The 14,801-nt window shown below is 70.9% G+C and carries 11 protein-coding genes; 9 read left to right on the plus strand and 2 right to left on the minus strand.

Features of this window, described 5'->3' with window-relative positions:
• Positions 1-290: 290 nt before the first annotated feature.
• Positions 291-3,011 carry a DNA polymerase I gene (polA, locus tag AC067A_RS15780; RefSeq protein WP_478619969.1) on the minus strand — a complete coding sequence of 907 codons (2,721 nt, stop codon included), beginning with the start codon at positions 3,009-3,011 and terminating at the stop codon, positions 291-293.
• 136 nt (positions 3,012-3,147) lie between these two features.
• Here polA and AC067A_RS15785 point away from each other — a divergent pair, with 136 nt between their 5' ends.
• The 9 genes from AC067A_RS15785 to AC067A_RS15825 all read left to right on the plus strand — a co-directional run bounded on the left by AC067A_RS15785 (position 3,148) and on the right by AC067A_RS15825 (position 14,019).
• Positions 3,148-5,430 carry an FdhF/YdeP family oxidoreductase gene (locus AC067A_RS15785; RefSeq protein ID WP_478619972.1) on the plus strand — a complete coding sequence of 761 codons (2,283 nt, stop codon included), beginning with the start codon at positions 3,148-3,150 and terminating at the stop codon, positions 5,428-5,430.
• Positions 5,431-5,512: 82 nt separating this feature from the next.
• The gene (locus AC067A_RS15790) at positions 5,513-6,016 is read left to right on the plus strand and encodes a PaaI family thioesterase (RefSeq protein ID WP_478619975.1); all 504 of its coding nucleotides are present in this window, start codon (positions 5,513-5,515) and stop codon (positions 6,014-6,016) included.
• Between the two features lie 366 nt (positions 6,017-6,382).
• Positions 6,383-7,267 (plus strand): trypsin-like serine protease, encoded by an 885-nt coding sequence (locus AC067A_RS15795; RefSeq protein ID WP_478619978.1) that lies wholly within the window; start codon positions 6,383-6,385, stop codon positions 7,265-7,267.
• On the plus strand, positions 7,264-7,689 hold the full coding sequence (locus AC067A_RS15800; RefSeq protein WP_478619981.1) for a hypothetical protein: 426 nt from the start codon (positions 7,264-7,266) through the stop codon (positions 7,687-7,689). The genes AC067A_RS15795 and AC067A_RS15800 overlap by 4 nt, the downstream gene beginning before the upstream one ends.
• A 469-nt stretch (positions 7,690-8,158) precedes the next feature.
• Positions 8,159-9,397 (plus strand): branched-chain amino acid ABC transporter substrate-binding protein, encoded by a 1,239-nt coding sequence (locus tag AC067A_RS15805; RefSeq protein ID WP_478619984.1) that lies wholly within the window; start codon positions 8,159-8,161, stop codon positions 9,395-9,397.
• Positions 9,398-9,510: 113 nt separating this feature from the next.
• On the plus strand, positions 9,511-10,443 hold the full coding sequence (locus AC067A_RS15810; RefSeq protein WP_478619987.1) for a branched-chain amino acid ABC transporter permease: 933 nt from the start codon (positions 9,511-9,513) through the stop codon (positions 10,441-10,443).
• Positions 10,444-10,448: 5 nt separating this feature from the next.
• Positions 10,449-12,188: a branched-chain amino acid ABC transporter permease gene (locus AC067A_RS15815; protein ID WP_478620435.1), complete on the plus strand. Its 1,740-nt coding sequence runs from the start codon at positions 10,449-10,451 to the stop codon at positions 12,186-12,188.
• 5 nt (positions 12,189-12,193) lie between these two features.
• Positions 12,194-13,306: an ABC transporter ATP-binding protein gene (locus AC067A_RS15820; protein WP_478619990.1), complete on the plus strand. Its 1,113-nt coding sequence runs from the start codon at positions 12,194-12,196 to the stop codon at positions 13,304-13,306.
• Positions 13,303-14,019 carry an ABC transporter ATP-binding protein gene (locus tag AC067A_RS15825; protein ID WP_478619992.1) on the plus strand — a complete coding sequence of 239 codons (717 nt, stop codon included), beginning with the start codon at positions 13,303-13,305 and terminating at the stop codon, positions 14,017-14,019. The genes AC067A_RS15820 and AC067A_RS15825 overlap by 4 nt, the downstream gene beginning before the upstream one ends.
• Positions 14,020-14,109: 90 nt before the next feature.
• Here AC067A_RS15825 and AC067A_RS15830 read toward each other — a convergent pair whose 3' ends face one another.
• Positions 14,110-14,766, minus strand: coding sequence for an ANTAR domain-containing response regulator (locus AC067A_RS15830; RefSeq protein WP_017238705.1), 657 nt, complete (start codon positions 14,764-14,766; stop codon positions 14,110-14,112).
• Between the last annotated feature and the right edge of the window lie 35 nt (positions 14,767-14,801).

Below are 14,801 nucleotides of genomic sequence, written 5' to 3' on the forward strand. Positions count from 1 at the left end.
TGCGGGGGCGGATGTCGTGCCGCTGCCTCGGGTGCGGGGTCGGGCGCGGAAGCCTTGGCGCGGCAGGGGGCGCCGTCCCGTGTGCCCACCCGTCCCGCCCCAGCGGGACGATTGCCCACACGGGGGGAGCTGGTGGCGCGGCGCCCACGCGGACGGAGGGTCTCGCGGAGAGGCGCCCCCGCGAGTGGGCGCCCCCGCGGATAGGCGCCCCGCAGGTGGGGGCGCCCCTGCGGGTGGGGGGCGGGCCGCCCGCACTGGGGTGGGGCGGCGGGCCGACGTACGGGGTCGGGTCAGTGGGCGGCGGAGTCCCAGTCGGGGCCTACGCCGACGGAGACGTCGAGGGGGGCGCGGAGGTCGGCGGCGGCGGACATCTGCTCGCGGACCAGTGCCTCGACCTGGTCGCGCTCGCCGGGGGCGAGTTCGAGGACGATTTCGTCGTGGACCTGGAGGAGCATCCGGGAGGTGAGGCCGGCCTCGGTCAGCGCGCGGTCGACGTTGAGCATGGCGACCTTCACGATGTCGGCCGCGGTGCCCTGGATCGGCGCGTTGAGCGCCATCCGCTCGGCGGACTCGCGGCGCTGCCGGTTGTCGCTGTTGAGGTCGGGCAGGTAGCGCCGGCGGCCGAGCATCGTCTCGGTGTACCCGGTGGCGCGGGCCTCGTCGACGACCCGGCGGAGGTAGTCGCGCACCCCGCCGAAGCGCTCGAAGTAGGTGTCCATCAGGCCGCGGGCCTCGCCCGGGTCGATGTTCAGCTGCTGCGCGAGCCCGAAGGCGGACAGGCCGTAGGCCAGGCCGTACGACATGGCCTTGATCTTGCGGCGCATCTCGGCGTCGACGGCGGACCGCTCGACGCCGAAGACCTGGGAGGCCACCGTGGTGTGGAGGTCCTCGCCGGAGGAGAAGGCCTCGATGAGCCCCTCGTCCTCGGAGAGGTGGGCCATGACGCGCAGCTCGATCTGGCTGTAGTCGGCGGTCATGAGGGCCTCGAAGCCCTCGCCGACGACGAAGCCGTGCCGGATGGCCCGGCCCTCGTCGGTGCGCACCGGCACGTTCTGCAGGTTCGGGTCGGTGGAGGAGAGACGTCCGGTGGCGGCCACGGTCTGGCTGAAGGTGGTGTGGATGCGGCCGTCGGCGGCGACCGTCTTGATCAGGCCTTCGACGGTGGAGCGGAGGCGGGCCTGCTCGCGGTGGCGGAGCATGATCACCGGCAGCTCGTGCTCGGTCTGGCCGGCCAGCCAGGCGAGCGCGTCGGCGTCCGTCGTGTACCCCGTCTTGGTCTTCTTGGTCTTCGGCAGGTTGAGCTCGCCGAAGAAGACCTCCTGGAGCTGCTTGGGCGAGCCGAGGTTGAACTCGTGGCCGACGGAGGCGTGGGCCTCCTTCACGGCCTGCTGCACGGCGCCGGCGAACTGCTGCTCCATGGCCTCCAGGTGGTCGCGGTCGGCGGCGATGCCGTGCCGCTCCAGGCGGGCGAGGAGGACGGACGTGGGCAGCTCGACGTCGTGGAGGAGCTCGCGGGCGCCGACCTCGGCGAGCCGCGCGTCGAAGGCTTCGCCGAGGTCGAGGACGGCGCGGGCCTGGGACATGAGGGCCTCGGCCTCCGCGGTGTCGTCGGCGCCGAAGGCGAGCTGCCCGTCGGTGGCGGCCGCCGGGGCGAGCTCGCGGCCGAGGTACTCGACGGCCAGGGCGTCGAGGGCGAAGGAGCGCCGGCCGGGCTTGACGAGGTAGGCGGCGAGGGCGGTGTCCATGGTGACGCCCTCGATGCTCCAGCCGTGCTCGGGGAAGACCCGCAGGGCGCCCTTGGCGTTGTGCATGACCTTGGGGCGGGCGGGGTCGGAGATCCACGCGGCCCACGCCTGCTCGTCGGCCTCGTCGAGGGCGCTGGGCTCGAACCAGGCGGCGGCTCCGTCGGCGGCGGCGAGGGCGATCTCGCTGACGTTCCCCGTGCCGAGGGCCCAGCTGTCGACGGTGGCGATGCCGAGGGGCCGGCCGCCGTGCTCGGCGAGCCAGGGTGCGAGCTCGCCGGCGCCGAGGACGGTGCCGTCGAGCTCGACGCCCGCGGCGGGCGCCGGGGCGGCCTCCTCGGTGGCGCCGGGGTCGACGGCGAGGAGCCGCTCGCGCAGCGAGGGGTTGCGGATCTCCAGGGTGTCGAGGACGAGGGCGACGGCCGCGCGGTCGTACGGCGCGCGGGCGAGGTCCGTCACGGTCTTCGACAGCTCGACGTCCCGGACCATCTCGGTCAGGCGGCGGTTGAGCCGGACGGACTCCAGGTGGTCGCGGAAGTTCTGCCCGGCCTTGCCCTTGACCTCGTCGGCGCGCTCGACGAGCTCGGCGAAGGAGCCGAACTGGTTGATCCACTTGGCGGCGGTCTTCTCGCCGACGCCGGGGATGCCGGGGAGGTTGTCGGACGGGTCGCCGCGGAGGGCCGCGAAGTCGGGGTACTGGGAGGGGCTCAGGCCGTACTTCTCCTGGACCTTCTCCGGCGTGAAGCGGGTGAGCTCGGAGACGCCCTTGGTCGGGTAGAGCACGGTGGTGCGGTCGGTGACCAGCTGGAAGGAGTCGCGGTCGCCGGTGACGATCAGGACGTCGAAGCCCTCGGCCTCGGCCTGGGTGGCGAGGGTCGCGATGACGTCGTCGGCCTCGAAGCCGTCGACGGCGAAGCGCGGGGCGTGCATCGCGTCGAGGAGCTCGCCGATCAGCTCGACCTGGCCCTTGAACTCGTCGGGGGTCTTGGAGCGGTTCGCCTTGTACTCCGGGAACTCCTCGGACCGCCAGGTCTTGCGGGACACGTCGAACGCGACGGCGAAGTGCGTGGGCGCCTCGTCGCGCAGGGTGTTCGCCAGCATCGAGGCGAACCCGTAGATGGCGTTCGTCGGCTGCCCGGTCGCGGTGGTGAAGTTCTCCGCGGGCAGCGCGAAGAACGCGCGGTACGCCAGGGAGTGCCCGTCCATGAGGAGGAGTCGCGGGCGGTCCGCTTCGGTCGTCTCGGTCTTCTTCGATGCTGTCTCGGCCACGGAACGATCCTCCCACGGCCCACTGACATTCCCGGTCGCCCCGCCTCCCCCGGGCCGCCCGGCCGCCCACGCTGTCGGTGGGGCGTGACAGGATCGGAGACGTACGCCACAGGTCTACCGCTCAAGGGAGAGCGCGATGGTCAGCAAGCCGCCTGCCGGTGACCCGGTCCAGGACGCACCGCAGGTCACGCCGCCGCAGCACGCCGCAGCCGGCCTGCCCGCCATCGGGCACACCCTCCGGATCGCGCGGGAGCAGATGGGGCTCGGCCGCACCGCGCGGACCCTGCTCAAGGTCAACCAGAAGGACGGCTTCGACTGTCCGGGCTGCGCGTGGCCGGAGGAGGACAAGCGGCACGTCGCGGAGTTCTGCGAGAACGGCGCGAAGGCCGTCGCCGAGGAGGCGACGCTGCGCCGGGTGACCCCGGAGTTCTTCGCCGCGCACCCGGTGGCGGACCTGGCGACCCGGAGCGGTTACTGGCTGGGGCAGCAGGGCCGTATCACCGAGCCGATGCTCCTCGCGGAGGGCGGCGAGCGGTACGAGCCGGTGACCTGGGAGCGGGCCTTCGCGATCATCGCCGAGGAGCTGCGGGCCCTGGCCTCCCCCGACGAGGCGCTCTTCTACACGTCGGGCCGGACCAGCAACGAGGCCGCGTTCCTGCTGCAGCTCTTCGCGCGGGAGTTCGGCACGAACAACCTGCCGGACTGTTCCAACATGTGCCACGAGTCCTCGGGCTCGGCGCTGACCGAGACGATCGGGATCGGCAAGGGCAGTGTCTCCCTGGAGGACCTGCACCGGGCCGACCTCATCATCGTGGCGGGGCAGAACCCGGGCACGAACCACCCGCGGATGCTGTCGGCCCTGGAGAAGGCCAAGGCGGCGGGCGCGCGGATCATCTCGGTGAACCCGCTGCCGGAGGCCGGTCTGGAGCGGTTCAAGAACCCGCAGACCCCGCAGGGCATGCTCAGGGGCGCGGCGCTCACGGACCTCTTCCTGCAGATCCGGATCGGCGGCGACCAGGCCCTCTTCCGGCTGCTGAACAGGCTGGTCCTGGAGACGGCCGGGGCGGTCGACGAGGAGTTCGTGCGGGAGCACACGCACGGTTACGAGGACTTCGCCGCGGCGGCGCGGGCGGCGGACTGGGACGAGACGCTCGCCGCGACCGGTCTCGACCGCTCGGAGATCGAGCGGGCCCTGGAGATGGTGCTCGCCTCGGAGCGGACGATCGTCTGCTGGGCGATGGGCCTCACCCAGCACAAGCACTCGGTGCCGACCATCCGCGAAGTGGTCAACCTGCTGCTGCTGCGCGGCAACATCGGGCGGCCGGGCGCGGGCGTGTGCCCGGTGCGCGGGCATTCGAACGTGCAGGGCGACCGGACGATGGGGATCTTCGAGCGGCCGGCGGCCGCCTTCCTGGACGCCCTGGACAAGGAGTTCGGGATCGTCTCGCCGCGCCACCACGGGTTCGACGTGGTGCGCTCGATCCAGGCGCTGCGGGACGGCGAGGCGAAGGTGTTCTTCGCGATGGGCGGCAACTTCGTGGGGGCGACGCCCGACACGGAGGTGACGGAGGCGGCCATGCGCAACGCGCGGCTGACCGTCCACGTGTCGACGAAGCTGAACCGCTCACACGCGGTGACGGGCCGGCGCGCCCTGATCCTGCCCACGCTCGGCCGCACGGACAAGGACGTGCAGAAGAGCGGCCGGCAGATCGTGACCGTCGAGGACTCGATGAGTCTGGTGCACGCCTCGCGGGGCAACCTGCCGCCGGCGAGCCCGCACCTGCTGTCGGAGCCGGCGATCGTGGCCCGGATGGCGCGGGCCGTCCTGGGCGGGGAGTCGGCCACGCCGTGGGAGGCGTTCGAGGCCGACTACGCCACGATCCGTGACCGGATCGCGCGCGTGGTGCCCGGCTTCGAGGACTTCAACGCCCGGCTCGCGGCGGACCCGGGCGGTTTCGCGCTGCCGCACGGCCCGCGCGACGAGCGCCGTTTCCCCACGGCGACCGGCAAGGCCAACTTCACGGCCGCGCCCGTCGAGTACCCGAGGGTGCCGGAGGGCCGGCTGCTGCTCCAGACGCTCCGCTCGCACGACCAGTACAACACCACGATCTACGGTCTGGACGACCGCTACCGGGGCATCAAGGGCGGCCGCCGGGTCGTCCTGGTGCACCCTGAGGACGCGGCGTCGTTCGGCCTGGCCGACGGGGCGTACGCGGATCTGGTGAGCGAGTGGACGGACGGCACCGAGCGCCGGGCCCCCGGTTTCCGGGTGGTGCACTACCCGACGTCCCGCGGGTGCGCGGCGGCGTACTACCCGGAGACGAACGTCCTGGTCCCGCTGGAGTCGACGGCCGACGTCAGCAACACCCCCGCGAGCAAGTCCGTCATCATCCGTCTGGAACAATCGCCTTCCGCCTAAGCGTTTGCTCAGGCGCCCTCGCGTGATCACGCGACGCGCGATCACGCGATCAGAGCCGTACGAAGACGAACGGAGCCGGACCATGGGTGAGCAGCAGCACGTGAAGTTCCCGCAGGAGGTCGTCGACGAGTACGCGGCGCTGGGCGTCGACCTCCCGGCGCTCTTCTCGGCCGGTCACCTCGGGAACCGGATGGGCGTCCAGATCGTGGAGGCCTCGGCCGAGCGGGTCGTCGGCACCATGCCCGTGGAGGGGAACACCCAGCCGTACGGGCTGCTGCACGGCGGCGCGTCCGCGGTCCTCGCCGAGACGCTGGGCTCCGTCGGCTCCATGCTGCACGGCGGCGTCTCGAAGATCGCGGTCGGCGTGGACCTGAACTGCACCCACCACCGCGGCGCGCGCAGCGGTCTGGTGACGGGCGTGGCGACCCCGGTGCACCGCGGGCGCTCGACGGCCACGTACGAGATCGTGATCACCGACGAGCAGGGCAAGCGGGTCTGCTCCGCGCGACTGACCTGCATGCTGCGCGACGTCAACCCGCAGGACGCGGGCAACCTGCCGCACGCGGGCCGGGCGAACGGCGCCTGAGGCCGAGCGGCGCCTGAGAGCGAACGAGGCCTGCTGCCGAACGGCGCCCGAGACCGAGCGGGACCCTGTGCCGAACGGCGCCCGAGACCGAGCGGGACCCTGTGCCGAACGGCGCCCGAGACCGGACGGGGTCCGGGCCGGGCTGCGGCCGGGACCCGGACCGCTCCTGAGGCCCGCACGGCGTCCGGGCCGGACGGACGGGCCCCGGGGCACCCGGTGAGCGCACCCACGAAGGGGGCGGAACGCGATCGCGTTCCGCCCCCTTCGTCCTCTTGTCGCACGCGGGCGCAGCCGCTTCACTGGCGAACCTCCCCCCACAGGAGAACACCGATCATCCGATCCGTTCACACACCGAGGGGTTTCTTCGTGACCGCCGTTCGCACCACCACCGCGATGACCGCCGTCACCGCCGCCGCCTGCGCCGTCGTGCTCGCCACCGCGATCCCGTCGTCGGCGATCAACTCGTACAACGCGGCGCCCGCCCCGGAGCGCACCGAGGTCGGCGCGCTCGTCGCGACCTGGGACGCCGACGACGACCCCGCGACGCCCGACCGCGTCGACTGGGTCTGCTCCGGCACCATGATCGACGCGGACACCTTCCTCACGGCCGCCCACTGCACGACGGACTGGCCGGAGAACGTGCGGTTCTACGTGTCGCTCGACCAGGACGTGCAGGCCGGTCTCGACCGGGCCGCCGCCGAGCACCCGGGCGACCCCGCCGCCGTTGCACGGAGCGTGGCCGTCGAGGGCACCGCGATCAGCCACCCCGCCTACCCCGGCCCGGCCTCCGACACCCACGACATCTCCGTGATCGAACTGCCGGCGAAGGCCGTGAAGGCCCGCTGGTCCTTCACCCCGGCGGCGCTCCCGAAGGCGGGCTCGCTGTCCGCCCTCGGTCCGCAGGGGCTGAACTCCACCTCGTTCCTCGTCGCCGGCTACGGCACGCAGGAGGCGGAGCGGGGGCCGGGCGGCCAGACCCATCCGGGCGGCGGGGTCCGCATGAAGGCGCCGGTGTCGTTCGACGCGCTCAACGACGCCTGGATCCGGCTCGCCATGACCGCGCCCCAGGGCAACGGCGGTGCCTGCTACGGCGATTCGGGCGGCCCCAACTTCGCGACGCTGGACGGCAGGCTGACCCTGGTCGCCACCACGATCACGGGCGACACCCCCTGCTACGCCACCAACGTCACGTACCGCCTGGACACCCCCGGCGCGCGTGACTTCCTGAAGCCGTACGTCCGACTCCCGTGATCCCCAGGCGACTTCGCCCGGCCGGGGCCGCGCTCGCCGCGGTCCTGGCCGGGTGCGCGCTGGCCCTCGCCGCGGGCGACGGCCGGGCGCCCGGTCCGGCGCCCGCGCCCCGCGCGAGCACTCCCGCGGACATCTGCACGAGCCTGGTGTCGTACTGGGTGAAGGAGGCCCTCAGGGGCAGTGTGTGGGCCGGACTTGACTGGGAGCAGAAGGGGCTCTCCAACGAGCAGTACGAGATCCACGACGACGTGCTCGTGGCGGCCAGGGCCGAGGAGCGGCGCGCCGGTCGCGAGGCGGCGGCCGGGCTCGCCGACCGGGAGTCGCGGCGGCGCTGCGAGGCGGCGAAGGGGGCCACCGGAAGTTCGGAGAACTGGCGCCCGCCGGGGGAAGGGACGACTCCCCCGGTCTCCCCGGGTGGCTGATATCCGCCGGACCTGCCGTCACCCTGCGTAACATCCGCGCAATGTTCGGGGCCGAAACCGCCCCGGGGCGGCGTCGGATCTTCGTCCGCTCAGATCAGAGGCCATATCCGCTATCCGGAGACCCTCACGAGGCCGCGGTCAGGACCGTGATCCTCTCAAGCCCCTTAGCGGAACTGGGGATTCTCACGATGTGAACACCGCCCAACCGACCGGTGTGCCCGAGTTTGCCCACCCGCTGCACACCGTCTCCACCCGTCGGCATAACAAGACAGTCACATCCTGACCTCGGCGCTCCCCGACCCTCCCCACCTGCGCCTAGAGTCACGGCCAGTCACCGCGCCGCCGGGCGCTTCCACTGCACGGCCCTGCTCGACCCCGTACGGCCCGGCATCGAAAACGGCACCTCTAGCTACACAGCTTCACGGCACCGCCTCAGCTTGAGGGGGCCGCGCCAGGGAAAGGATTCTTCGTGCGACACCGTTCTTTGCTCATCCTCACCAGCGTGCTCACCACGGGAGCGCTCACTCTCACCGCATGCGGTTCGCGTGACGACAAGGGCGGCAGCGACAACAACGCCGACGGTGGCGGCGTGACCGTCGTCATCGGCGTCGACGCACCGCTGACCGGCTCCCTCTCCGCGCTCGGCCAGGGCATCAAGAACTCCGTGGACCTGGCGGCCAAGACCGCCAACAAGAACAAGGAAGTCCCGGGCGTCACCTTCAAGATCGAGGGTCTCGACGACCAGGCCGTCCCCGCCTCGGGCCAGGCCAACGCCACCAAGCTCGTCGGCAACAAGGACGTCCTCGGCGTCGTCGGCCCGCTGAACTCCGGCGTCTCCCAGCAGATGCAGGGTGTCTTCGCCGCCGCCAACCTGGCCCAGGTCTCCCCGGCCAACACCAACCCGGCGCTCAGCCAGGGCGACAACTGGGGCAAGGGCGACTTCAAGCGCCCCTTCCCGACCTACTTCCGCACCGCCGCCACCGACGTGGTCCAGGGCAAGTTCGCCGCCCAGTACCTCTTCAAGGACGCCGGCAAGAAGAAGGTCTTCGTCGTCGACGACAAGCAGACCTACGGCGCCGGCCTCGCCGCGATCTTCTCGGACGAGTTCAAGCGTCTCGGCGGCCAGGTCCTCGGCACCGACCACGTCACCGTGAAGGAGACCGACTTCTCCTCCACCGCCGACAAGGTCAAGGCCTCCGGCGCCGACTCCGTCTACTTCGGCGGTCAGTACCCCGAGGGCGGCCTGCTCTCCGACCAGATCAAGAAGACCGGCGCCAAGATCCCCGTCATGGGTGGCGACGGCATCTACGACCCGGCCTTCATCAGCGCCTCCGCCGAGGCCAACGACGGTGACCTGGCCACCTCGATCGGCTACCCGGTCGAGAAGCTCGACACCGCCAAGAAGTTCATCGCGGACTACAACGCGGGCGGCTACAAGGACCCGTACGCGGCCTACGGCGGCTACTCCTACGACGCCGGCTGGGCGATCATCCAGGCCGTCAAGGCCGTCGTCCAGGCCAACGGCGGCAAGCTGCCGTCCGACGCCCGCGCCAAGGTCACCGAGGCCCTGGGCAAGGTCTCCTTCGACGGTGTGACCGGCAAGGTCTCCTTCGACGAGTTCGGCGACACCACGAACAAGCAGCTCACGGTCTACAAGGTCGAGGGCGGCAAGTGGATCGACGTCAAGAGCGACACCTTCAACCAGTAGTCGCCACCCCGGTACCCGTCCGGGAACCCCGCACCACTTGAACCAAGCCGCGCGAGGGCGCAAACAGCGCCCTCGCGCGGAGTCTTATCCGACAAGCTCATCGGAGGCCTGCGGTGAACGAACTGCCGCAACAGCTGGTCAACGGCCTGTCCATGGGAGCCCTTTACGGCCTCGTAGCCATCGGCTACACCATGGTGTACGGCATCGTCCAGCTCATCAACTTCGCCCACGGCGAGATCTTCATGATCGGCGGCTTCGGCGCCCTCACCACCTATCTGGCGCTCCCTGGCGGGACCCCGCTCCTGGTGGCGATACCGCTCATGATCATCGGTGGCGCGATCGCCTCCGTGGCCGTCGCGACCGCCGCCGAACGGTTCGCGTACCGACCGCTGCGCACCGCCCCCAAGCTCGCTCCGCTGATCACGGCCATCGGCCTGTCGATCGCCCTCCAGCAGCTCGTCTGGGGCTTCTACCCGAACGCCAAGGACAAGCGCAGCTTCCCCGAGTTCACCGGCGAGGCCTTCAAGATCACCGAAAGCCTGCAGATCCAGCGCGCCGACCTCTTCATCCTGGTCCTCGCCCCGCTCTGCATGCTGTCCCTGGGCGTCTTCGTCTCCAAGAGCCGCAGCGGCCGCGCCATGCAGGCCACCGCGCAGGACCCGGACACCGCCAAGCTGATGGGCATCAACACCGACCGCATCATCGTGATGGCCTTCGCCATCGGTGCCGCGTTCGCCGCCGTCGCCGCCGTCGCCTACGGCCTGGAGCGCGGTCAGATCGGCTTCGAGATGGGCTTCGTCCTCGGCCTCAAGGCGTTCACCGCGGCCGTCCTCGGCGGCATCGGGAACATCTACGGCGCCATGGTCGGCGGTGTGGTCCTCGGTCTCGCCGAGTCCCTGTCCATCGCCTACATCGAGGACATCCCCGGCATGCAGCAGCTCGGCGGCGGTGCCTGGTCCAACGTGTGGGCCTTCGTCCTCCTCATCCTCGTACTCCTCGTGCGGCCCCAGGGCCTGCTCGGCGAGCGCGTCGCGGACAGGGCGTGAGCACCATGACCGAGAACCTGACCAAGACCAAGGCCGCGCCGAACCGCGCCGCGCTGCTCTGGACGGCCGTCGGCGGCTCCGTCGCCACGGTCGCCAGCACCTTCCTCGCCTGGACGTGGACCACCGCCTTCCCGGGCAACCTCACGATCTACGGCAACCCCGCGCCGCTCCAGCTCCTCACCCTGGTGGGAGCGGTCCTCACCGCCCTCCACGCGCTCTCCGCACTCGGTGTGAAGGGCCTCGGCTGGCTGACCCCGGCCGGCGCCCGCAAGGCGCTGTGGATCATGGCCCTCGGCACCTTCGCCACCACCCTCTTCACGACGATCGCGATCGTCGTGGAGCTCGGCCTCCTGGTGGACCTGGAGCCCGGTGCCGGTGTCGCCGTCGTCGCCTCCGCCGTCCCGGCGATCGCCGCGTACCTCCTGCAGGACGACTCCCGCAAGGCCGCTCCCGCCAAGCAGCTGCCCTCGTGGGTCGAGATCCTGATCATCGTCGCGGTCTTCGCGCTCGGCCTGTTCGTCGTCACGTTCGGCATCGACACCGACGACTCGGAGCCGCAGCTCTTCATCGCGTACCTGATCCTGGTCTCCTTCTCCGCCGTCGCGCTGATCAAGTCCGGTCTGACCCAGCGGCTTTCCGCGATCACCGCACGGAACCGCCAGGTGGCCGTGACCTCGTCGCTGGTCGCCGCGATCGCCTTCCCGTTCCTGCAGCAGAGCGGCGACACGTACACGCTGATCGCGGTCAACATCCTGATCTTCGCGACGGTCGCGCTCGGCCTGAACATCGTCGTCGGCCTCGCCGGTCTGCTCGACCTCGGTTACGTCGCCTTCCTCGGCGTCGGCGCGTACACCGCGGCCCTGGTCTCCGGCGCCACCTCCTCCGCCTTCGGCGTGCAGTTCCCCTTCTGGGCGGCGGCGCTGACGGGCATGGCGGCCTCGCTGGTCTTCGGCGTCGTCATCGGCGCGCCGACCCTGCGACTGCGCGGCGACTACCTCGCCATCGTGACCCTCGGCTTCGGAGAGATCTTCCGCATCGCCATGGGCAACCTCGACGGCACCTCGGGCCCGAAGATCACCAACGGCCCGAACGGCATCCCGAACATCCCGCACCTCGAGTTCTTCGGGTACAACTTCGGCAAGCCCCACACCGTCCTCGGTGTCGAGCTGGGCGCGTACGCCAACTACTACCTGCTCATGATCCTCATCATGGCGCTGGTCGTGCTGGTCTTCGCCCGTGCGAGCAACAGCCGCATCGGCCGCGCCTGGGTCGCGATCCGCGAGGACGAGACCGCCGCCACCGCCATGGGCATCAACGGCTTCCGGGTCAAGCTGATCGCCTTCGCCCTCGGCGCGGCCCTCGCGGGCCTCGCGGGCACGGTGCAGGCGCACGTCAACACGACGGTGGTCCCGGAGAACTACGTGTTCGCCGGCCCCGTCCCGCCGAACTCCGCGTTCCTGCTCGCGGCCGTCATCCTCGGCGGCATGGGCACGATCAGCGGCCCGATCGTCGGTTCCGCGCTGCTCTTCCTGATCCCGGCGAAGCTGCAGTTCATGCAGGACTACCAGCTGCTCGGCTTCGGCCTCGCCCTGATCCTGCTGATGCGCTTCCGCCCCGAGGGCCTCATCGCCAACAAGCGGGCGCAGCTGGAATTCCACGAGAACGACGACCAGGTCGCCGTACCGGAACAGCGACAGTCCGAGGACGAGGGCGCTGACGCCGGCACGGCGAAGGCAGGGGCGTGAGAGCCATGACGACCACCACCACGGAAACCGCCACCGGCACCGTCACGGCCGCGCCGGTCCTGGAAGCCAGCGGCGTCACCATGCGGTTCGGCGGCCTGACCGCCGTCCGCGATGTCGACCTGACCGTCCGCGAGGGCGAGATCGTCGGTCTGATCGGCCCTAACGGCGCCGGCAAGACGACCTTCTTCAACTGCCTGACCGGTCTGTACGTCCCCACCGAGGGCAAGGTCAGCTACAAGGGGACGGTCCTGCCGCCGAAGCCGCACCTGGTCACCCAGGCCGGCATCGCGCGTACCTTCCAGAACATCCGCCTCTTCTCCAACATGACGGTCCTGGAGAACGTCCTCGTCGGGCGTCACACCCGGACCAAGGAGGGCCTCTGGTCCGCGCTGCTGCGCGGTCCGGGCTTCAAGCGGGCCGAGGCCGCGTCCCGCGAACGGGCCATGGAGCTCCTGGAGTTCGTGGGTCTGGCCAAGAAGGCGGACCACCTGGCGCGCAACCTGCCGTACGGCGAGCAGCGCAAGCTGGAGATCGCCCGCGCGCTCGCCAGCGACCCCGGTCTGCTGCTGCTCGACGAGCCGACGGCCGGCATGAACCAGAGCGAGACCCGCACCACCGAGGAACTGGTCTTCGCGATCCGCGACCGCGGCATCGCGGTCCTGGTCATCGAGCACGACATGAAGTTCATCTTCAAGCTCTGTGACCGCGTGGCCGTCCTCGTCCAGGGCGAGAAGCTCGTCGAGGGCACCTCCGAGGTCGTCCAGGGCGACGAGCGCGTCGTCGCCGCCTACCTGGGCACCCCGTACGAGGGCGCGCCCGGCGCGGAGGAGGCCGCCGAGGTCGAGGCCGCCGAGGTGGCGGCGGAGGCCGCCGGAGCCGCCGAGGCCGAGACCGACACTGCGGCCGACGAGGCCGAGGTCGAGGCTGCGGCCGAGGAAGCCGAAGCCGAGGTCGAGGCTGCGGAAGCCGAGGTCGAGGTCGAAGCTGCGGCCGAGGTCGAGGAAGCCGAGGTCGAGGCTGCCGACGAGGCCGACGAGGCTCCCGAGGCCGACGACACCCCCGCCGACGGGGCTCCGGCCGCCGACGCGGACAGCACCACCGAAGGAGACTCCAAGTGACCGCACTTCTGGAGGTCGAGGACCTCAGGGTCGCCTACGGCAAGATCGAGGCCGTCAAGGGCATCTCCTTCTCCGTCGAGGCGGGCCAGGTCGTCGCCCTGATCGGCACCAACGGCGCCGGCAAGACCACGACCCTGCGCACCCTGTCGGGTCTGCTCAAGCCCACCGGCGGCACGGTCACCTTCGACGGCCAGGTGCTCAACGGCATCCCGGCCCACAAGGTGGTCTCGCTCGGACTCGCGCACTCCCCCGAGGGCCGGCACATCTTCCCCCGGCTCACCATCGAGGAGAACCTCCAGCTCGGCGCCTTCCTCCGCAGCGACAAGGCCGGCATCGAGAAGGACATCCAGAAGGCCTACGACCTCTTCCCCATCCTGGGCGAGCGTCGCAAGCAGGCCGCGGGCACCCTCTCCGGCGGTGAACAGCAGATGCTGGCGATGGGCCGGGCGCTGATGTCCCAGCCCAAGCTGCTGATGCTGGACGAGCCCTCGATGGGCCTCTCCCCGATCATGATGCAGAAGATCATGGAGACCATCCAGGCGCTGAAGTCCGAGGGCATGACGATCCTGCTCATCGAGCAGAACGCGCAGGCCGCGCTCTCCCTCGCGGACTACGGGTACGTGATGGAGGTCGGACACGTGAAGCTGTCCGGCACCGGTCAGGACCTGCTGGTCGACGACGAGGTGCGCAAGACGTACCTCGGCGAGGACTGAGCACCTCCGATCCGCTCATGACGGAAGGCCCGCCCCACAGTGCTGTGGGGCGGGCCTTCTTCGTGCGGCCGTACGAGGGATGCGGCGGGACTACTGCTGTTCCCGGGCCGCCTTCTTCTCCTCGGCGTCCTCGATGACGGCCTCGGCGACCTGCTGCATCGACATGCGGCGGTCCATCGAGGTCTTCTGGATCCAGCGGAACGCGGCCGGCTCGGTCAGGCCGTACTGGGTCTGGAGGACGGACTTGGCGCGGTCCACCAGCTTGCGCGTCTCCAGGCGCTGGGAAAGGTCGGCGACCTCCTTCTCCAGGGCGCGCAGCTCGGCGAAGCGGGAGACGGCCATCTCGATGGCCGGCACCACGTCGCTCTTGCTGAAGGGCTTCACCAGGTACGCCATGGCGCCGGCGTCCCGGGCCCGCTCGACGAGCTCCCGCTGCGAGAAGGCGGTGAGCATGAGGACCGGGGCGATGGACTCGCCGGCGATCTTCTCGGCGGCGGAGATGCCGTCCAGGACGGGCATCTTGACGTCGAGGATGACGAGGTCGGGGCGGTGCTCGCGGGCGAGCTCGACGGCCGTGGCGCCGTCCCCGGCCTCACCGACGACCGTGTAGCCCTCTTCTTCCAGCATCTCTTTGAGGTCGAGGCGGATGAGGGCCTCGTCCTCGGCGATGACGACGCGGGTCGTCAGCGGCGGGACGTGCGACGCCTCGGCGTCGTCGGCGGGCTGGGGCGACTCGGGGGCGGTCACGGGGGCTCCTCGTTCAAGGCCTCTTCCAAGGCGGA

This window comes from Streptomyces sp. NPDC043176, from assembly GCF_056436715.1.